This is a genomic window from Cellvibrio sp. KY-GH-1, from assembly GCF_008806975.1.
Lineage (GTDB): Bacteria > Pseudomonadota > Gammaproteobacteria > Pseudomonadales > Cellvibrionaceae > Cellvibrio.
On sequence record NZ_CP031728.1, the window covers coordinates 3,018,280 to 3,037,651 of the forward strand.

General features: G+C 48.7%; 14 protein-coding genes. 2 read left to right on the top strand and 12 right to left on the bottom strand.

Annotated features, from left to right (window positions below; translation table 11 throughout):
- Positions 1-3 precede the first annotated feature (3 nt).
- Positions 4-1,362, top strand: a complete 1,359-nt coding sequence (locus tag D0C16_RS12930; protein WP_151032765.1) for a choice-of-anchor Q domain-containing protein — start codon at positions 4-6, stop codon at positions 1,360-1,362.
- A 69-nt stretch (positions 1,363-1,431) separates the two neighbouring features.
- On the opposite strand, the gene secD is transcribed toward D0C16_RS12930, so the two are convergent.
- Positions 1,432-3,732: a protein translocase subunit SecD gene (secD, locus tag D0C16_RS12935; protein ID WP_151032766.1), complete on the bottom strand. Its 2,301-nt coding sequence runs from the start codon at positions 3,730-3,732 to the stop codon at positions 1,432-1,434.
- 64 nt (positions 3,733-3,796) lie between these two features.
- On the bottom strand, positions 3,797-4,207 hold the full coding sequence (locus D0C16_RS12940) for a hypothetical protein (RefSeq protein ID WP_151032767.1): 411 nt from the start codon (positions 4,205-4,207) through the stop codon (positions 3,797-3,799).
- 275 nt (positions 4,208-4,482) lie between these two features.
- Between D0C16_RS12940 and D0C16_RS12945 the strand changes: the two genes are divergently transcribed.
- Positions 4,483-6,060, top strand: coding sequence for a hypothetical protein (locus D0C16_RS12945; protein ID WP_151032768.1), 1,578 nt, complete (start codon positions 4,483-4,485; stop codon positions 6,058-6,060).
- Positions 6,061-6,144: 84 nt separating this feature from the next.
- Here the strand turns inward: D0C16_RS12945 and D0C16_RS12950 are convergent, their stop codons facing one another.
- The 10 genes from D0C16_RS12950 to D0C16_RS12995 form a co-directional block, all read right to left on the bottom strand.
- Positions 6,145-7,485: a glycoside hydrolase family 19 protein gene (locus D0C16_RS12950; protein ID WP_151032769.1), complete on the bottom strand. Its 1,341-nt coding sequence runs from the start codon at positions 7,483-7,485 to the stop codon at positions 6,145-6,147.
- Positions 7,486-7,722: 237 nt separating this feature from the next.
- Positions 7,723-9,018, bottom strand: a complete 1,296-nt coding sequence (locus D0C16_RS12955; protein ID WP_151034921.1) for a glycosyltransferase — start codon at positions 9,016-9,018, stop codon at positions 7,723-7,725.
- Positions 9,018-9,425: a nucleoside diphosphate kinase regulator gene (gene rnk, locus D0C16_RS12960; RefSeq protein ID WP_151032770.1), complete on the bottom strand. Its 408-nt coding sequence runs from the start codon at positions 9,423-9,425 to the stop codon at positions 9,018-9,020. Before rnk ends, D0C16_RS12955 begins: the two co-directional genes overlap by 1 nt.
- Before the next feature lie 130 nt (positions 9,426-9,555).
- Entirely contained in the window at positions 9,556-10,851 is a 1,296-nt protein-coding gene (locus D0C16_RS12965) for a TIGR03862 family flavoprotein (protein WP_151032771.1), read from the bottom strand.
- 204 nt (positions 10,852-11,055) lie between these two features.
- Positions 11,056-13,005: a sialate O-acetylesterase gene (locus D0C16_RS12970; RefSeq protein WP_191968479.1), complete on the bottom strand. Its 1,950-nt coding sequence runs from the start codon at positions 13,003-13,005 to the stop codon at positions 11,056-11,058.
- A gap of 221 nt (positions 13,006-13,226) precedes the next feature.
- The gene (locus tag D0C16_RS12975; protein WP_151032773.1) at positions 13,227-13,535 is read right to left on the bottom strand and encodes a DUF3144 domain-containing protein; all 309 of its coding nucleotides are present in this window, start codon (positions 13,533-13,535) and stop codon (positions 13,227-13,229) included.
- Positions 13,536-13,624: 89 nt separating this feature from the next.
- Entirely contained in the window at positions 13,625-16,483 is a 2,859-nt protein-coding gene (locus D0C16_RS12980; protein ID WP_151032774.1) for an insulinase family protein, read from the bottom strand.
- 127 nt (positions 16,484-16,610) lie between these two features.
- Positions 16,611-17,447 (bottom strand): hypothetical protein, encoded by an 837-nt coding sequence (locus D0C16_RS12985; RefSeq protein ID WP_151032775.1) that lies wholly within the window; start codon positions 17,445-17,447, stop codon positions 16,611-16,613.
- A gap of 17 nt (positions 17,448-17,464) precedes the next feature.
- The gene (locus D0C16_RS12990; protein WP_151032776.1) at positions 17,465-18,292 is read right to left on the bottom strand and encodes a DUF2306 domain-containing protein; all 828 of its coding nucleotides are present in this window, start codon (positions 18,290-18,292) and stop codon (positions 17,465-17,467) included.
- Between the two features lie 41 nt (positions 18,293-18,333).
- The gene (locus D0C16_RS12995) at positions 18,334-19,356 is read right to left on the bottom strand and encodes an SUMF1/EgtB/PvdO family nonheme iron enzyme (RefSeq protein WP_191968480.1); all 1,023 of its coding nucleotides are present in this window, start codon (positions 19,354-19,356) and stop codon (positions 18,334-18,336) included.
- Positions 19,357-19,372: the final 16 nt, after the last annotated feature.

A 19,372-nucleotide genomic window follows, 5' to 3' on the forward strand; every position in this document is an offset into this window, starting at 1 on the left:
ACGATGCATCACAAAACATATCAACACCCGCTAAAAACCCTCATATTACTAGGCTTACTCGGCTGCACAGCAATAAGCCAAAATACTCTGGCTTGGCAATTTGTTGTGACTAAAACCACCGATTCATCTGATGGCAGTTGCGATACTGATTGCTCATTACGCGAAGCAATCGACGCAGCCAGTAAATACAGCGGCGGCAACGTTATTTTTCTCAAGGCTGAAACCTATGAATTAACATTGCCCGCGCAACTGGATGAAGAAGGAGAAATTATCGATGAAGACAACAATAAAAATGGCGATTTGGATTTAAAAACCCACGTAACAATCAAGGGGGCTGAAGGCGGGCGAACCATCATCAATGCTAATAAGCTGGATCGACATTTTACAATTTTTGAAAAAGGTGGGTTGACGCTAAAGCATGTGGAGTTAATTAACGGCAAAAGCTCTACCAGTGGTGGGTCCATTTTAAATTTCAACATCGCCCATATTGAAAACTCCAAACTGACAAATAATATAGCCACATCGGGTTGGCATAGGGGCAACGGTGGAGCTATTGCAAACTACCACACGCTCTACGTGCAACGCAGCGAGCTTAACAACAATATTGCTTCCTTCGGCGACACCAGCTACTCATTCGGCGGAGCCATTTACAATAAAGGTTTTACTATCATCCGCGACTCCGCCTTTCGCCAAAACCGCGCGCATACAGACGACGTGATTAGCTACGGAGGGGCAATTTACAACGAAAGCGAAGCAGATATTGGGCGTTCAATATTTGTTGGAAATTCGGCGCAAGGAGGAGGCATGGCCATCTACAACACTGGAAAAGTCACTATCAGCAACGCAACCATTAGCGGTAACAGTGGCGATTATTATCAAGTAACGGGAGCACTACACAACACAGGTACGCTCAGCCTCGTAAACACTAGCATTATTAATAATTGGGTAGGCGCAGGATTTTACAACACTGGTACGAGCAACATCCGCAACAGCATTATCCTACACAACCTCAGCGACTATCCCGATGAGGAATACCCTCCTGCGCCCGTTAACTGCTATAACTCCAGCCCCGCTTCACAATTTAAAGCTCGCGGTTTGTTATTGGGTGAAGGTAATACCAAATGTGCGGGTGAAATTTATGTCGCCGACAGTGATACCTTCACTCATGTATTAGCACCACTGGCACAAAATAATTATCATCTGGAAACACACGCCTTGTTGCCCAACAGTCCAGCGATAGACGCCGGTATTGGTTCTTGCAGTTCGCACGATCAACGCTGGCTGCCGCGCCCTGCTGATGGCAATGCCGACGGTGTTGCAAATTGTGATTTGGGCGCATTTGAATTACAACCATTACCCTGACAAGCATAAGTGCTCGCTAAAAATGCCTGCAATTGCAGACATTTTTAGCGTCGCTTTTTTAAGAACAAATTAAGGTAAATTTTCTCGATCAGATTCTGCCAACAACGGACGCAACTGCCCCTGCCCCTTCCGGGCGCGTTTAACACCCAACCAGTGCACTATGGGCGCAGCAATTAAGATCGACGAGCTGGTACCAATCACAATACCGAACAGCATCGGCAATGCAAAACTGGATACTGCGCTGCCACCCGCGATTCCCATCGGCAACAATGCCAAAAAAGTTACCACAGACGTAAAGATAGTGCGTGTAAGCGTGGAAGTAATACTTTCATTTAATAATTCGAGCAAAGGCTTTTTAGGATCAGCGCGCAAATTTTCGCGAATGCGATCAAATACCACCACCTTGTCATTGACCGAGTAACCAATTAACGCGAGTAGCGCCGCCACTGCCGTTAAATTAAACTCCACGCCTAACAATGCAAAGAAACCGATGGTTTTGGTGAGATCCAACGCGAGGGTGATTGTCGCCGCCAGCGCAAAATGCGATTCAAAACGCACCCATAAATAGCCAAGCATTCCCAAACCAGCCAGAACAATTGCAAGAATTGTGGCATCACCAAAATCACCACTTACGCGCGGCCCCACCATTTCTGTGCGGGGAAAACTCGCTTCCGGCGCTAACTGCAACACCTTGTCTTTTACTGCTTGAACCTGAGTGCCGGTTGCCACGTCCTCTGCCGTTTGTGCTGGCAACCGGAGCAAATAATGGCCGTCACTCCCAAACTCTTGCAACGCGACCTGATGAAAATCGCGCGTCGATAATTGTTCGCGCAAATCACTAACATTTAAACCCGGCGCCTGCACTTCAATCACGCTACCGCCACTAAAATCGATACCGTATTCCAGCCCCGGTTTAAAAAACAAAAATACGGACGCGAGCGATAACACAGCTGACGCAATCAAACCAGCGTAGCGTGCACGCATAAAGGGAATCGTGTTTTCACTCACGGTGTCCAGCCATTTAATACCAGTAATTTTTAGCGGTTGTTTGCCCAGTTTGCGTACGCGCCATTCCATGACCAAGCGTGTGAATGAAATGGCAGTGAACATGGAAATTAGCAGACCCACTGCCATAGTTACTGCAAAACCACGCACCGGACCGCTACCAAATAGAAACAACAAACTGATAGCGATGAGCGAGGTGAGGTTGGAATCAAGAATGGTGGCGTAAGCGCGTTGAAAGCCAGCATTCAATGCGGCCATCGCCGGTTTCCCTTGGCGAGTTTCTTCGCGGATTCTTTCATTAATTAGGATGTTCGCATCTACCGCCATGCCGATACTTAAAATAAATCCGGCAATACCGGGCAGGGTTAGTGTTGCGCCAAGCAAACCCAAAATACCAAACGTCAAACCAATATTAATCGCCAATCCAAGACATGCAATCACTCCCCAACGACCATAAATTCCCACCATAAAACCTAGCACTAGGAGTGCACCTAAAATACCCGTGCTAATTCCCATGGAAATTGCGTCGCTGCCTAAATCCGGCCCAACCGTCCGCTCTTCAATGACGTTTAGCGGCGCAGGCAACGCGCCTGCGCGCAACAACAAGGCAAGGTCATTTGCACTCGCACTGGTAAACGATCCGCTTATTTCACCACTGCCGCCCTGAATAGCACTGCGAATTACCGGCGCTGTAACAACCTGGTCGTCCAACACTATCGCTAACGCCCGACCAATATTATTTTTGGTTAAATTGCCAAATTGAAGCGCACCTTCATCGTCCAATTTAAAATTCACAACCGGCTCATTGGTTTGCTGGCTAAATGCAAGGCGCGCATCACTGATATGCTTTCCTTCCAACACAACTCGCTCTTCAAGCTGATAGCTACTACCTGACATTTCGCCTTTTACAGAAATTACGGGTGTGCCTGAGCGGGTTTTCTGATCGGCAACCCAATGGAATGTCATCTTGGCAGTGGTGCCCAATAATTCGCGAATATGTTGCGGGTCGCTCACGCCCGGCATTTGCACCAGAATACTGTCTTGTCCTTGCCGGGTAATAATCGGTTCCACCATACCCGTTTCATTTAATCGGCGACGCACCACTTCCAAACTCTGCTCGACTGCGTCATGGATAATTTGCGCGTGCAGTGCTGGATTTTTATTTTGTGTTAATTCACTGGTATCGACTTCCAGCAATAAATGCGAGCCACCGCGCAAATCCAACCCCAGGGTAATTTGCTGTTGCGTGTACCAATCCGGCAATTTTTTTAACCAGGAATCCGGCAGTAGGTTGGGCGCTGCGCACAGCAGTCCCAATAGAATAACCAGGCCATATACCAACGCCCGGGATGAAAGAGTTTTCATGAGCAATACTCCGCCTTGCCTTCGCCAGGAAAGCAAACATAAATTAAAATTTAAACGTATTGTGTTAGATAACGAGCGGAGGAGTTAAGGGTGGGGCGCACGAAATATTGAGGGTCGTCAATCGCAAACATGCTACCGGGACGAGCGCGGAAAAAATCCGATAGTGAATCGCCACCAAGGCGAACGCAATCGCAACTGCGGCCAATATCCAACTGGACAATATTACCGGTGGCTGTCGAGCATCATCTGCCGAAGAAAAATTCGCGGTGCCGCGTCGAGCACTAAAACGCTGCTCGCCACTGACATAAGCAACAACAGTACTACCACCTGCCGCGACCGGATGATGTTCAGGCACAGGCCGTTGGTGAACACTACCCGCGCCCCAAAGCAACGCCAACCAAAGCACGCCAATACAACCAATCCAGCTCAATATGAGCCGGAACTGCACTGCTTGGTAATAAGGAATATTTGGCATTTTTTGAGATTTCACTGATGAACAGACTAATTGGGGGCGGCGCGATTCATTTTCAACCAGGCGGATGAAACTATTTCACGAAAAAGTGACACTGAAATAGTCCTCTTACATCTTGTAGTTACAACAACATTTTTTTTATACGTGCAGCCCTCGCAAATATGGAATTTCATTAATCTATCAACGGGTAATTTCTGTTCTGTACATCTAGAGTTGCAATCCCGGACTTAACGCCATGGAATTGGCTTTACGCATGCAGCTTTCTATGGAGCGCAGCCATGAAAAAATTGTTTCCCCTACTTCTGCTGACTATGAGCTTGTCTGTTCAAGCAGTGATCGACCCACGCTTTCCCGAAGCGCCCAGCTTTCTCAGCAAATCCGGCATGCTTCGCTTTCAGTACATGTCCCACGAGGGCAGCGAGTGTACCCCTGGCAACAACGCTCGCTTGATTTCACGCGTCCCCTATTACGTATACGCCCCCGCCACCAACAGCACTCAAGTACAAACCGGAAAGTTTCCGGCGATAATTTTTTTACATGGTATGGGCGAGCAAGGCAGCTCGGTGTTAAATATGTGTTACACCCGTGATGACAGTTACTACGCAGGCGTCGCAACTAATTTAAATAAAGTGGAAAACCAGGCCGGCGGCCCGGGCGCAGCGATATTAACTGGACAATTTAAACCAGCGGAAAATATGGTGGTAATAATTCCACAATCCATGAGCAAAGGCGGCTTTTCCACGGATATCATTCGGCGGGTAATAGCAGATACCGCTGCGCAAATGCTCACCAAAGGAATTGAGCTGGATGCGGATCGAATTTATCTCACCGGTTTGAGTATGGGTGGCGGCAGCGTGATGAAATATGTGAGTGAAAATCCAACTCACTTTTCCGCTGTGGTTCCCATCGAAGCGGCGGGCGGTATTGATGCCTGCTTGCTACGCAATCAACAAATTTCTTTCTGGGGCTTTGCCGGCGGCGCTTCCGGCAATATGGGCTCGGCAAACTTGCTGAGCGTAATCAATGCCAACAGCAGCTGCCCCGATTCGGTGATTGAATACACCAATCCCGCCTATGCGTGTGTGTACAATGGTAAGAGTTGTACCCGTTTTTCGGCGCTGCGACCAACAAATTTGCGCGCGACGTTTATGCCGACGAATGGTCACAGCGGCTGGCGCGAAGTTTACAACGGCACTCACAGCGCCCTGCCAACCACCGAAAAAAATATTTACAACTGGATGTTGACCCAAAAAAATTCTGATCAAGGTAAGCCGCTTTTTCCGGTTAACTATAATCCTGCCAGCAGCACGTCATTCAGCTCTGCGCCGAGTTCAGTAGTATCGAGTTCATCCACAGCTTCAAACTCTGTAGCGTCAAGCTCTGTGATTTCAAGCGTTGCATCGTCCAGATCCGTTGCATCCAGTTCAGTAGTCTCAAGCGCGATCGGTTCAACATCCAGTGTTAACGGTGGAGCGAACGACATTTTACTGAACCCCTCCATGATCCTGCCCGGCGCATTGGGCAATCCACAGGCGTTGGTGGATGAGCAGACGGCAACAGCACCTACCACTTATTGGTTTGCCGGATGGTCCACCAGTATTTATCCAGTGGAGGCAATTATTGATTTAGGCCGCGAATATACCTTGACGGAAATTACTTTTTACGACGCTAACGGCACAGGGTTAGTAGAGTTTTCGGATGGAGATCCAACGCGCTCACAATCCGTCATTGTGTCCGATGGATTAGATCGCTACTTGAAATTCACCAGCTACCCGGTGAACTTGCAAACCCGTTACCTGCGCATTAAAAAATACAACGCCGCGACCCTGAGCGAAATTAAATTGAAAGGCCACTAAAAATAAATTACGCCAAGAAAAACGCCGCAATATTGCGGCGTTTTTTCAGGTCCTTTTAATTCCATTCCTGCAAATAATCAATTATCAACAACCCACATTATTGCCCGCAGTTCCACCAATAATCTGCAGAATACGATTGAACTCATTGACACGGCTTTGCACTTGCGCCGGGTTGCCGCCATTACACTCCAGTGCGCCATTAATCGTGCGAATAGTTTCACCAAAGCCGTAATTGTTGACGATACTGTCATGCGCAGGGCGATAACCCGCGCCGCTTTGAGTCATCCAGAACCAGAGCGCGGTCTGCCAGGCTACAGTCGCATTTTGTTCCACCAACTCCGGATTGCGACGCAAATCCAACCCCAGGGCAGCACCTGCTGCGCAATAGTTGCCATTGTGACTCAACTGAATGGGCCCGCGACCGTAGTACTGTTTGCCGGGCTCACAAGGGCAAGTTGCCAAATTCCCCCAATCGCTACAGTACAATCCCTTCGCAATTTCCGTCACATAGACGAAGCTGCCCGTTTCATGAGAAAAATTCGCCAGCGCTGCTGCCGCTTCACGTTTTTTCAATTGCAGATCGCCAGTTCCGGCAAACGCAGGATAGGTTTTCGTCGCCGCGACTAAACCGGCATAGGTGTAGAAAGGGTTTCGACCGGGGAACATTTGGTTAAATTGGGCTTCGCTCACCACCGCGCCAAAACCGGTTCCATTATTCGTAGTAGATGACACGCTGGAGCTAGTGACCGTGCCATTACAACTATTGGTTGGCTCCCAAAACCAGGTACTGATCACCGGATCGTATCCCGGGTTGTCGTATTTCGCACGGTAGAAAGCTCCGTTGTAGCTCACGGTGTTACCGGCGTAATAAAGTCTACCGGCTACCCAGGCGGCGCAGGTGCCAGTATTGCCCGTGCTGCTTGAAGTATTGGTACCGCCCGGGCAGGAGGCTGTTGGCTCCCAGTACCAGGTACTGACGACCGGGTCGTACCCCGGGTTATCGTGCTCTGCCAGATAAAAGGCGCCGTTGTATTTCACCACTGTGCCAGCCAGGTAAGTAGTGCCCGCTGCCCAATTAGGGCAATTGCCACCAGTAACCGGGGTGCTGGAAGCCGCACTGGAACGCGCGCTTGAAGCGGGCGTGGAGCTGGTTGCGGTAGTGCCGCAAGAGCCGATGTTGGTCCAGGCCTCACCCGACGCCCAACCCGATCCAGGCGCGTAGGGCCCGCCGATGGTACACCAGCCACTCACTTTACAACTGAACGCACTTCCGGCGTTTTGGACTATCGCATTAGCGCTGTAAGAGCGCCCATCAACATACTGCGCTACGCCATTACAGTTATAGGCAGAAGCCTGATCCGCGCAAAAAAGTGCAACGGCCAAGCCCAGCGTTTTTCGCAGACTGGTAGTTTCTTGAATATTCATGATGATCTGTCCTGTTTTTATTATTCCCGGACAAACGGGAGAGTTGATTACGAGGGTTAGTTCTTGCGCGCGTAATACTGGTCGCGTAATTCAGGCAGCCATAAACTGCCGAAAAAACAGGCTACGCCCAGATGGACAACGTTGTCAAAATTTTACGGAAGATCGAACGTAGCACTTTCAGGCGTTTAAAAGTGGGAAGGAAAAGTACGAATATTGGTAGAGAAACGAAGAAAAGACTTACTTATTCTTCGCTTCAATCCACTGCCCCATATACTGGGTGCTTTTGAGGGAATGATGACGCAGCATCTGGCCGATAAAATTATTACCGCGTTCGAGTGCAACATGCTCAAATAAACGCTCCACGCGTTCCTGCAAGCGCGGCTTATAGTCGATCCGGGCGAAGTAATTTTGCAAAATAGTGAACCCTGCCTGCTGCGCCGCATGCCAGGAACTTGGGGTTTGATATAAGGCAACTGCAGCCCGGGCAATTGCGCCTGCGTCATTAGCAATTGCTCCGCCCCAGGGCAGGCTTCCACACATTGATTCAGCGCCAATCGCGGTAGTTACGCTAGGCGTACCCATGCGCATGGCATCCATTAATTTGCCTTTAATTCCCGCACCAAAACGCAAAGGTGCCAAGCAAACACGGGCCTGCTGCATTACCAAAGCGGCGTCTTCTGCCCAGCCTTTTACATGGAACCCCTCTTTGGCATTATGTAGTTGGGTCGCTTTAGGGGGCGGATAGGCACCGTAAATATGCAGCTCGGCGTGCGCCCCCTGCTGCAAGAGCTGCGCGCGAATCATCGGCCACAAATGATGTTTTAACCAAAGCACCGAATCCCAATTAGGCTCATGGCGAAAGTTGCCAATGGCGACAAAGTGCTGGCGCTCGGAAAAATCCGGCAATGACTGTTCCTGCACCCTCATCGGCGACAAGAATGGGACATAAAATAATAATTGCGCAGGCACCGAAAAGTATTTCTGTAGCAATTCCATTTCAAATTCAGAAATCATCAAACTTAGATCGCAGCGAAAAATGGCCGCCACTTCACGCAACGCCATATCCTGCGTGCACATCTGTTGGTATAACTCCGCCGCGCCCACCAACACTGGCCCAACCGATTGCTTCTCTTTTTCGGTGGAATATTTTTTTTGCTCTACCTTCAACAATTGCTGGCGCGCATAACGCAGGCTGTGAAAATCTTCGGTATCCAAAATACGCAATGCATTGGGACAAGCTTGCGCAACTCGCCAACCAAATTGCTCTTCCGTAAAAAAGCGATCAAACAACACCAAATCCGGTTGCAGCGCCTTTACGTACTCATCAAAGCTGCTGCAATTTAGCGCGATAGATTTTTCTATCACACCCAAACTGTTTAAATCAAAACGGTGATCGGATAACAGCGCTGCAGATGCAAAAGTGACTTCAGATTGCATCTGCAAGAACAATTGCACCAACTCCAACATACGCGTGCCGGCCGCCGACGATTTTGGCTCCGGCCAGACGTAGCCAATAATTAAAACCTTCTGCATCACAAGTGAAAATCACCCGCACGCTCTGGCTGATACTCAATCGCGTCAATACGCACGCGCATGGTTTTGTGGGCATCAATTTTCCACTCAATTTCCTGCCCAATAGAGAGCCCCAGAAGTGCACTACCCAATGGTGTCAAGATGGAAATATTTTGTGTATCGGCCGCCTGATCTTTTGGATAAACCAGAGTCTTCACCATGGTCACACCTGTTGCGAGAACCGTAAAACGCACGCGCGAATTCATAGTCACCAACGTTGGCGGCACATCTACTGGCTCCACTAAATCGGCGCGATCCAATTCCATAAACAATTTATCTTTCAGGTCATCGCGGGATGCTGGCAATGCATCCAACACCAATTCAATGCGTTTAAAATCCAGTGTGGATACTGTAATCGCAGGCAACATAGTTATTTCCCCCAAAAGCAAAAAGCCAACAACGAAGTTGCTGGCAATATAGAATTAACAAGGTGAAAGCCGATCATAGGCCAGCTGCATAAAAACAGCAAGCCTTGGTCAGATAAGTAGTTTTACCCTATTACTTGCGCAGCCAGGCAGCCACACCAAAACCCGCTGCGCGACCACTGGCAAAGCAGCCGGTAAGCAAATAGCCGCCGGTGGGAGCATCCCAATCCAGCATTTCACCCGCACAAAAAACACCGGGCACCTTTTTGAGCATAAAGGCACTGTCCAGTTCTTTCGCCGCAACACCACCGGCACTGCTAATGGCTTCATCGATTGGCCGAGTTGCGCTTAACGTTAATGAAAGTTTTTTAATTGCCAATGCCAGCAATTCAGGGTTTTCAACCGTGCTTTTCGTCGTCAGCTCGCGCAGCAGCGCCAATTTGACGGGCGATAAATTTAATTGCTTGCGCAGAAAATTACTGAGCGAATTTTTCTCACGCGGCTTATTCAACCGCTGCAGGATTTTATCGACAGAGAAATCGGGCAACAGATCGATATTCAGCAATGCGGTGCCCTGCTGCTCCAACTGCTCGCGCAAATATTTTGACAATGCATAAATGCCAGTACCCTCAATACCATAAGCACTCACAATCGCTTCAGATAAAACACCGCGCGTGCGCCCCTCCAGGTCCACACAACTCAAACCAACACCGTGCACTGGAGCGCCCGCATATTCAGTGCGAATATGCTCGCTCCAGGCCACATCAAAGCCACAATTGCTCGGCACCAGCGCATTAATTTGTATGTCGCGCTCGCGCAGAAGCGGAACCCAGGCACCATCAGAACCCAGGCGTTGCCAACTGGCGCCACCGAGTGCCAACACCACCGCATCAGCCATTATCGCGAAAGGTGTTTCATGGTCAGGGGCCGACAAGATTAATTGGATTGCACCGGTCGCTTTTGATTTTTCACCACCGTCAGCGGGTTTTTCTGCCCAGCCCAACCAGCGATGCCGCGGATAAAATTTAACACCTTGCTCACGCAAACGATGCAACCAGGCGCGCAACAAAGGCGCTGCTTTCATATCGGCAGGAAATACCCGCCCTGAAGTTCCTACAAAGGTCTCAACCCCCAGGTCATGAACCCAGTTGCGCAAGGTGTTGGCATCGAATTGTTTAAGGCTATTGAGGAAATGCACATTGGCCGAATAGCGCGCACGAAAATCTTCCGCCGGTTCCGCATGGGTAATATTCATTCCTCCCACGCCGGCCAATAAAAATTTTCGTCCTACCGATGGCATTGCATCATAAACAGACACCTGGTGCCCCGCCGCGGCAATGACTTCCGCCGCCATTAAGCCAGCGGGACCGCCGCCAATAATTGCTACGGTTTTCGCGGGAGAGAGATCAAAAATATCGAGTTGATTCACAATAAAAACGCCGATGAGAAATTAATTCTGCATCGGCGAATCTTGTATGAAACATTTATCCGTTGTCACAGAGGTAGCGGAATGGATTCCGGTGTTTGCTCGGAGACCGTGACCCACATGGACGCGGGCGACGAGCCCCCACGGATGGACTCACGGCGTGCCTCAGAGTGAACACCGGAATCCGTCACGAGGAGGAAACGGATATTAGTCAGATACGCGAGCCTCAAACGGCGATGCAGGCAGACCCGCGCTATTATACAGATTTGCACCCGCAGGGTTATCCGCCCATGCATACCGTACCCATTGCGGCTCAGGCACAGCGTCCGCCCACACGATTATCTTGTCCTTTTTAACCTCCGCCTTTGCCCAAACAAATTTCTTATCCGTACCTGCCAGCGCTATATGGCCAAGAGATTCACCGCGCAACCTAAGCCCTTTCCCAAACTCGGCAAAACTCAATTCCAGCTTGCCGCCTTTCGCCTTGATTTTTTTCAGGATCGGCCCGGACGCCAGTAGCGATTTTTTGCCATAGGCCACTTTCAACGCACCCAATGCCAAACGTTCACCGACGGATTGTTTATCCAAAGGGTGAATATCATTCCACTCACCAACATCGACAGCGACTGCCATCGCGGTATTCTTCACCGCTAACAGTTGACGCTGGGCCTCGCGTAAATCTGCCCAGCCACTTTCACCCGGCTCTTTTGCTGCTGCTAAAAAGTTGGCTAACTGCACATACACAAACGGCAAATCTTTTTGTTGGAACTGCTCGCGCCAATCAGCAATTAAATCCGTCATGAGCGATTTATATTCTTCTGCGCGACCCACATTGGATTCACCCTGATACCAAATCACGCCCTTAATTTTCAGGGGCAGTGCCGGCGCAAGCTTGGCATTAAACAGAGCCGACGGCAGATAATGCAGCGTGGTTGTCGGCTGCATAGAACCTGCACGCGCAGCAACTTGATACTTCCATTCACCTTTCAAATCGATTTGCTCATCGCCAAACAAGCCTTCACCAAGCGCCAATTCATAGCGTTTGTCTTTCACAAACCCGGCGTTGCCCGAATAACTGGTGATACGAATGCTGATGGTGTTTTCGCCCGCTTTTAACAGGCCGGCCGGCACAGCATAAATGCGCGGCGGATACATATAGCCGGTTTGTCCCACCAGCTGGCCGTTCACGTAAACTTGATCACCATCAACAATACAGCCCAACCAGAGAGTCGCTTTTTTTGCCGCCTGGCCAGCGGTTAAATTCATAGTTTTACGCACCCACAAAGCACCATTGGTAAAATCACTACCCTGCTCTTTGACAAACCCGGGAACTTGCAACGTTTTCCAATCGGCAGTTGCCAATTTTTCTTGCTGCCAATTATTTTTCAAGCCGATATCCGCTGCCCCCAAATCCGCAAACCACTTATCGCTATTGGCTTTGTCTTTTGCACTAGTCGCCTGCACATAAGCATCATCTTTAAACGGCTGCAATTTTTGTTGGTAGTGCGGATATTTCTGCAACACCGACTCGCTCACCCAAGCCTCAGCCGGTGAGCCACCCACGGGGATAGTTACCAAACCAATGGGCACATTATTCTCAGCGTGGAGTTTTTGCATAAAGAAAAATCCCACCGCCGAAAACGTTGCCATGTTTTCCGGGGTGGCGGTTTTCCATTGACCCTGGGTGTAATCCTGCAGCGGCCCTTTAAACGCATAGGTAACCGGCACATTAAATTCGCGAATATTCGGTTGGTTGGTCGATTCAATTAACCCCGGGTATTTATATTTCACGCGATTGAGTGGCAACTCCATATTCGATTGCCCGGCGGCAACCCATAAATCGCCCAATAAAATATTGTTGCGCGTTAACTGGTTATTACCGCGTACCGTTAATTTGTATGGCCCGCCCGCTTTAAACGCGGGGAAAGTAACTGACCAGCGACCATCTTTAGTCACTGTTGATAACGCCTTACCCGCGAAATTAACCGTCACTTTTTCGCCTTCATCCGCCCAACCCCACAGAGTTAACGGCCTATCGCGCTGAAGGATTGCGCCATCACTTAACAGGCGCGGCAAGGTAACATCCGCAAGGACATCGGCTGCGCCAACCGCCAACAGACAAGTTGCAGCAACTCGGGAGATGATTGATGTTTTCATAGGCTTAATGGTCATTATTGGTTATCAGTTATGGGGCGAATATTGCCGGTAAAGCACTTGTATACCAGACAAAAGCATAAACCATGTCAGTCTAATTGCATCGACTTTTACAGAAATTGATGCATTCGCCCCAGGCAGCGATAGCCAATAATGTCAAACCTGCGCTCCCGCCAATAAAAAAGGCAGCCAGGCTGCCTTTTGAACTAACACTTCACTGCTGGCTACTCCTCAGCCGGCAATTCGCGGTTGCCAATCAGCGACGTGTAGTGCTCGCGATAATCTTCCATATGCTCTTTCAGGTGCTCGCGAAAGCGGCCAGTTAGATAATTGGTGGTACCCTCAACATCCTCGGCAAATTCATTTTTATCCAGCGAGGAATGCGCCACCACAAAGGCATTAAAGCGGGCCGCGGCATTAAGCAACGCCGCCGCGACTATGCCAGGATCAGCCGCATCGCAGGCTTCATTGGCCTGATTGATAAAGGCCTCCACCTGATTCCAATAGCTATCTTCCTCATTTATGCCAGACATACATATCTCCAGTTTCAGTTGTGCGCAAATTATAAATAACAAAGCCCCCGCTGTCAGGCGACAACGGGGGCTTTATTAGAGGGCAACAATTACTTCGCTGGGGCGAAGGGTTTGGTTTTGAAGTTGGTACCGCGCAACTGCAGTAACGCCTTGCCGGATTTGTCGTTCAGCAACAAGCTTTCATAGATGCGCACCAAATCTGCCTTGGTAACTTTTTTCAATGACGCCAGATAGCGATCGCGTGCATCAAACGCATATTTTCCCTGCCAAAACTCATTGGTGTAGCGCGAGGCCTCGGCGTAGAAATCGGTCGGTTTTTCCAGCACATTGGCGATCAATGCCTGCTTCGCCTGCTCAACTTCCTGTTCATCAGTCGCCTTGAGTGTGGCCAGATAATCCTTGCGGAATTTATCCATACGCGTCTTTATACCTGGCAAATCGGTATTAGAACTTTGCACCAGCATCGCAAAACCGGGCACATCATCTACCGGGTATTCAAAACTGGTAACCACATAACCCAATTGCTCATGGGTGCGCAGTTGCATAAAAAAGGCATTGCCAAACAATGCATTTAAAACTGCGAGCTGTGCTTGCTCATCATCCGACTTTTTGCCGCCAAACCAGGCCTGCAATACCGCGCTATCTGCCAGCTCTACATCCCCACTGGACTCGGTGATTTTTCCCATCGCTGGAATGATGTATGCGTTTACCGCACGGTTTTCCGGCAAACGCGTACCCGGTAACATTTGTGCTGCGGTTTGCGCAAATTGTTTCACCTGAGCTTCGCTGTAATTGCCTACTGCAAACAAACGCAAGAGTGCATTTTTCTTTACAGCGTCCTGATAGGCAATTAAATCTGCTTTGGTGATAGATTGAAGCGCCGCCAGTTGCTCATCAATACTGTAACCATTTTTAACCGTTACGCGCCCCAAATCTCCAAACAATTGGCGGAACACATGGTTCTTTTTGGCATTGAGCAGATTTTTTTCCTGACTATCTTTTGCTTCAGAAAACCACTGGTCGGTAATCGGTAATTCCGCAAAGTTTTTCACCAGCTGGGTTAATAGTAATTCATGCTTGGTGGTATAACCGGAAATAAAAATCCCCTGTGAATTGGTCACCGTTGTTTTCAACTCAACACCCAGCGACGCACGCCCGGCGCGATCAATTAATGTCAGATTCTGCTTGTTAAATACTTCATTTAACAAGGACGACAAAACTGCCTGGCGTGGTGATGACTTACCAAAATCGACATTAATTTGTAACGACAGCTGGCCTTTGTCTTCGCGATAAAATTCTGGATGCGCCAGATACGCTTCTACGCCCGGCTGACTAACCACTTGGTGCGGTTTGAGATAAGTGTTTTCCACAATTGGCGCTTGCTTATCGGTAAACAAATCGTTTAGCGGTGGCAAATTGAATGTAAAGTTTTTCTCCAGAGAATCCCAGCGCTTGAACTCCGCCGCACTGATATCGCGAATTGCATATTTACCATCAAAGAAAGGCACAGGCGTTTCCGCTTTTTCATCCGGGTTTATATACCAAACGCGTGCACTTTTTTCGTCCAGCTGCGCAAGCACTTTTTTAATGGTCTTGGCATCGTAACGCTCGTAAATGTATTCTGAATTCATCAAGTTTTCGACTGGCAGGTCAAACTGTGACATAGAGAGGCCAACCGCCTGCTGTAACGGGTCTGGCTTGGGCGCATTGGCAAAATCTTTGCTGCGCATTGCTTGCAATTCACGGTAATAATTTTCATCCAAGCCTTTTTTCTTGATCAGCTCCACATACGCAAAAATGGCCGCAATAATTTCATCCTGCTTTTGTACGCCGGCATCCGTTAAATCCGCCTGCACGCGCAAAAATCCATCGGGACCATAGGCTTCGCTGTCGAAATAAGCAGTCAGGGATTTTACCAAACCCTGCACGCGCAATTGCTCACCTAACGTACCCGGCTCTTCCGACGTCAGCAGGTTATGAACAAATTCATTAGGCTTCAACCGCCACTCAGTCTTGTTAGATTTTACCGGGAAATCCACATATAAGGATTTCAATTCCTTAATCGGTTTGTAGTGAATACTTTTGCCTAACTCTGCTTTGGTCAGGCCGGGTACAACCACTTCTGGAAAGGGAATATTTTTATTAGGGATACTGGAAAAATGTTTTTGTGCCAGGGCTTTTAACTCTGGCAGGGATTGCTTGCCCACCAATGTTAATTTCATGATATTCGATGAATAATAAGCATCATAAAACTTCTTCATTTCATCATTCAACACCGACCCCGGTTTGTCTTTCAAGGTATCCAGGTTGCCGATATTGAATTTGGAGCTGGGGTTATTCGGGCTGGCAGTAAAACCTTGCAGCACAAATAAATTCCATGGGTCCTGCGCTTTTTGCAGCGACCATTCATTATTCACGGCGTTGCGCTCTTTATCACTGAAATGCGGATCAAAGGTTGGCTTCTTGAAATAATCGCTAAACCGATCCAAGGCATCATCAAACTTGCCCGCATTGATTTGGAACATGTAGTTGGTTTTATCGTAGGCAGTAAATGCGTTAGTCATACCGCCATTGGCCTGGGTGTATTTCATAAACCCATCCGGCTCGGGATATTTTTCAGTGCCTAAAAACAACATGTGTTCAAGGTAATGCGCAAGGCCCAATTGATCTTTGGGATTGTGCGCGCTGCCCACACCTACCGCTAAAGAGGCAGCAGAATTTTCCAGGCTAGGGTCAGACACCAACACCACTTGCAGCCCATTCGGTAGCATCAAGGCGCCGTACTGGCGATCATCATTAGGGCTTTTAATAATGGTGACTTCTTCGAGGTTGCGAACTGCAGCAACTGTTGCAGTGCTGGATGCAGTTTGCGTAGTTTCACAGCCGCTGAGCGCAACGCCACCCAGCAATAAAATACTGAGCGCCAGCGCCGAATAGGATTTGGACATAATAGTTCCCTTTTGGAATTGATCGAACAATTAAAAGCCGCCAAAGCCTAACAGACTTTGCTGGCTTGCGCACGACGACGCAGACAAAGAACACAGACTAAAATCGTTAACTTGTGGGGCCTTTTGACTACGGCGACGAAGCAGGGTTCCCGGCTTTATTAGCGGATGAAACAACACCAATGGAATTATCAACAGCAGTAACCCGGGAGATAAAATGGCGCTGGCTCTGCATGGTGGCGCCCGAGCTTGCGTCCTGCACTTCACGGTGAACGCTAATCAAGCGATTGCCTTGCTGCTGGTAACGCATAGCGACGGTATTTTTGAACGTAAAACCAACCACCAGGAAGATGCGGCCAGAGCCCTTTTCAGTTAACTGACTCGCCAGAGGAACACCCTTATCATTAACCCAGAGTTTAAATTTATGATTATATTTTTTAACGTATTTGCGAAAACTTTTATCAATTTTTTCTTGTGGCAAGCTAAATGTCAGCAATCTAGCTGGCTTGCCTTCAAACACATCGCTCTTTTCATCAACAAAACGATAACTGGCAATTGCCAATTCCAATTGCGCCGCCGGGTAGATCAACTCGCGCCATTCCCAGTAATCAAATTGCCCCACCGCATTGAGTGCTGAATTTTTAACATTTTCGTCGGCGACTTTAGCCAACTCTTCTCTGTGCAAAAGCGCGATAGTGTCGGGCGCGTACACTACCCTCATGCCCTGTTCACCATCTTCCAAACGCAGCCTCAGCAGCCCTTCGCGATCCACCAACTCATGGTTTTCACCACTGCGACCAAATAACTTGAACTCCACATCAAGCGCAACAGGATCACCGCTTTGCAATTGCTTGAGAGCGGTGCGCAAATCAGACAGCCCATCCGCCAATGCCAACACTGGTGTGATAAGCAAGCCCGCCCCCAGCAACATTCTTGCAAGCGTGCACAACAGGCCCAACCTAACCATCTGAATTCCTATTTGAATTATTTAAGATTGGGCAGCCACAGCCCCATCCACGCACCAAATATTCCCATGGCCATTGCCAGCGTTAAGATCACCAGCACCGCACTCAGCGCAATTTTGGCGCGGGCACTGGCGGAATCCTGTGCACGAAAATAACATTCAAGCACCAATAGCGGAATGACATATTGCGCAAACGCGATAAAGGTAACAAACGGTCCGGTAAATGTATTGGGATCAAAACCCACTGGAGCCTGATGAATTACCAACCACAGCATTAACCCCACCCGGAAAAACCAGACTGCACTGACCACCATAAACAAGCGCAATGCCCAACGGCGGTGAGCTTTAAAATCGCGCTGCATGGCCGCGCGCAACGCAATACCTGCAAATACCAAAATCAGCAAAGCATCCAGACTTTGCGCAACCTGCAACACCAACCCACCCACAGTGCCATGCACAAATAACATATAAAGACCGGCAATACTGGTGGCTACTACCGCCAACAAATACAGACGCCCACTCCAGCGATGGAAAACTGGCAAGCGCGTGCGAATTTGTGGAATTAATTGCAGCGACCCGAGCAGCATAATAATTACCGCCAATAGCAAATGCGCTGCAACCGCCGTATTGCCAACAGAATCACCAGGCACATAACCGTGAGTTAGCTTTTCCTTCCATAAATGCAATTCACCGCGCGCAGCAGTACCGCCATAAAATAACATCAAATAGCTGGCGAATAGCCACTGCCCGAAAACTGCCGTAATAAACCAGAAATTTGCGGCGAGTTGTAATGGCCTATCGCCCGAGGAAACAACATGTACCTTTTGATCCAACACTAACTCACTCATAAATTTCTCCTTAATTTGAATGCTATTTAAAAAAATCTTAATTAATTTTCAGGTTTTTTCTGTGTCGGGGAGTATTCAGTCAAAAGGCCGCGCGTATTTTCAGTGTGCTGTACATTAGTTTGGGAGGGTGTGGAATCCACATCCATCGCCAACCGAAATCCCTCACCCAGGCTACTCGCATTATCGCCGCCAGTATGCCCACGTAAGAATATATGGCTACCTGAACCACCCAAACCGTAATTGCCACCGCGATGAATAAACATTGGTGTAGAACGAAGTAAGCCAAAGAAATACACATTGTCTTCACAGCCAGTTACCCAAGCGGAGCCATCCTTAGGCGCACCGGTGTAATAAAAATGCTGGCAGTCCTCCACCAATTCACCGACATTACCAATCATGTCGTACAAACCAAATGCGTTGGGTTTGTACATACCAACTGCCGATGTATATTCAGCCTTATCGTTGCATTTCACACCTGGCCAATCGACACCCAAATCGCGCTTGAAAGCTGCCGATCCAGATTCATCTAGCACATTGGCAAATTCACACAGCTGTTGCTCATTATTACCAAAAAAGTAATTCTCCTTTGAACCGGCGCGCGCGGCATACTCCCACTCAGCTTCACTGGGCAGGCGATACTGGTTGCCGGTTTTCTTGGAGAGCCATGCGGCATAAGCCTTGGCATCATCCCGCCCAACACACATTACCGGGTAATTCTCGGTGGGCGCATAGGCGGGTGAATTCCATTGCCCATCAACCATTTCAATTTCACTAGTACCCGCTTTTCTTTTCCAGCACTGGGTCCTGGTTTTATGATTGGTAGCTTCAACAAACTTTCGAAACTCCTTTACTGTCACCTCATAGCGGGAAAGCTGAAAAGTTTTTACCCTTACCTCATGTGCAGGTGAATGAAACACTTTGAAGCCTTCACCAGTATCGCTACCCATTGTGAATGTCCCTGCCGGGATACTAACCATTGAAGGCAGGATAATTTCCTGTTCGGCCGCCGAACCCAGCGACCACAAGAACATAGTCACTAAAACAACCAGAATAGTCGATTTCATTTTTGCAGTTCCTTGT

What these genes read in the sequence shown, in the direction of transcription:
- D0C16_RS12955 (WP_151034921.1), bottom strand. Translation starts at nt 9,018, where the DNA reads ATGCAGAAGGTTTTAATTATTGGCTACGTCTGGCCGGAGCCAAAATCG.
- D0C16_RS12980 (WP_151032774.1), bottom strand. Translation starts at nt 16,483, where the DNA reads ATGTCCAAATCCTATTCGGCGCTGGCGCTCAGTATTTTATTGCTGGGT.
- D0C16_RS12950 (WP_151032769.1), bottom strand. Translation starts at nt 7,485, where the DNA reads ATGAATATTCAAGAAACTACCAGTCTGCGAAAAACGCTGGGCTTGGCC.
- D0C16_RS12930 (WP_151032765.1), top strand. Translation starts at nt 4, where the DNA reads ATGCATCACAAAACATATCAACACCCGCTAAAAACCCTCATATTACTA.
- rnk (WP_151032770.1), bottom strand. Translation starts at nt 9,425, where the DNA reads ATGTTGCCTGCGATTACAGTATCCACACTGGATTTTAAACGCATTGAA.
- secD (WP_151032766.1), bottom strand. Translation starts at nt 3,732, where the DNA reads ATGAAAACTCTTTCATCCCGGGCGTTGGTATATGGCCTGGTTATTCTA.
- D0C16_RS12970 (WP_191968479.1), bottom strand. Translation starts at nt 13,005, where the DNA reads ATGAAAACATCAATCATCTCCCGAGTTGCTGCAACTTGTCTGTTGGCG.
- D0C16_RS12940 (WP_151032767.1), bottom strand. Translation starts at nt 4,207, where the DNA reads ATGCCAAATATTCCTTATTACCAAGCAGTGCAGTTCCGGCTCATATTG.
- D0C16_RS12975 (WP_151032773.1), bottom strand. Translation starts at nt 13,535, where the DNA reads ATGTCTGGCATAAATGAGGAAGATAGCTATTGGAATCAGGTGGAGGCC.
- D0C16_RS12945 (WP_151032768.1), top strand. Translation starts at nt 4,483, where the DNA reads ATGAAAAAATTGTTTCCCCTACTTCTGCTGACTATGAGCTTGTCTGTT.
- D0C16_RS12985 (WP_151032775.1), bottom strand. Translation starts at nt 17,447, where the DNA reads ATGGTTAGGTTGGGCCTGTTGTGCACGCTTGCAAGAATGTTGCTGGGG.
- D0C16_RS12990 (WP_151032776.1), bottom strand. Translation starts at nt 18,292, where the DNA reads ATGAGTGAGTTAGTGTTGGATCAAAAGGTACATGTTGTTTCCTCGGGC.
- D0C16_RS12995 (WP_191968480.1), bottom strand. Translation starts at nt 19,356, where the DNA reads ATGAAATCGACTATTCTGGTTGTTTTAGTGACTATGTTCTTGTGGTCG.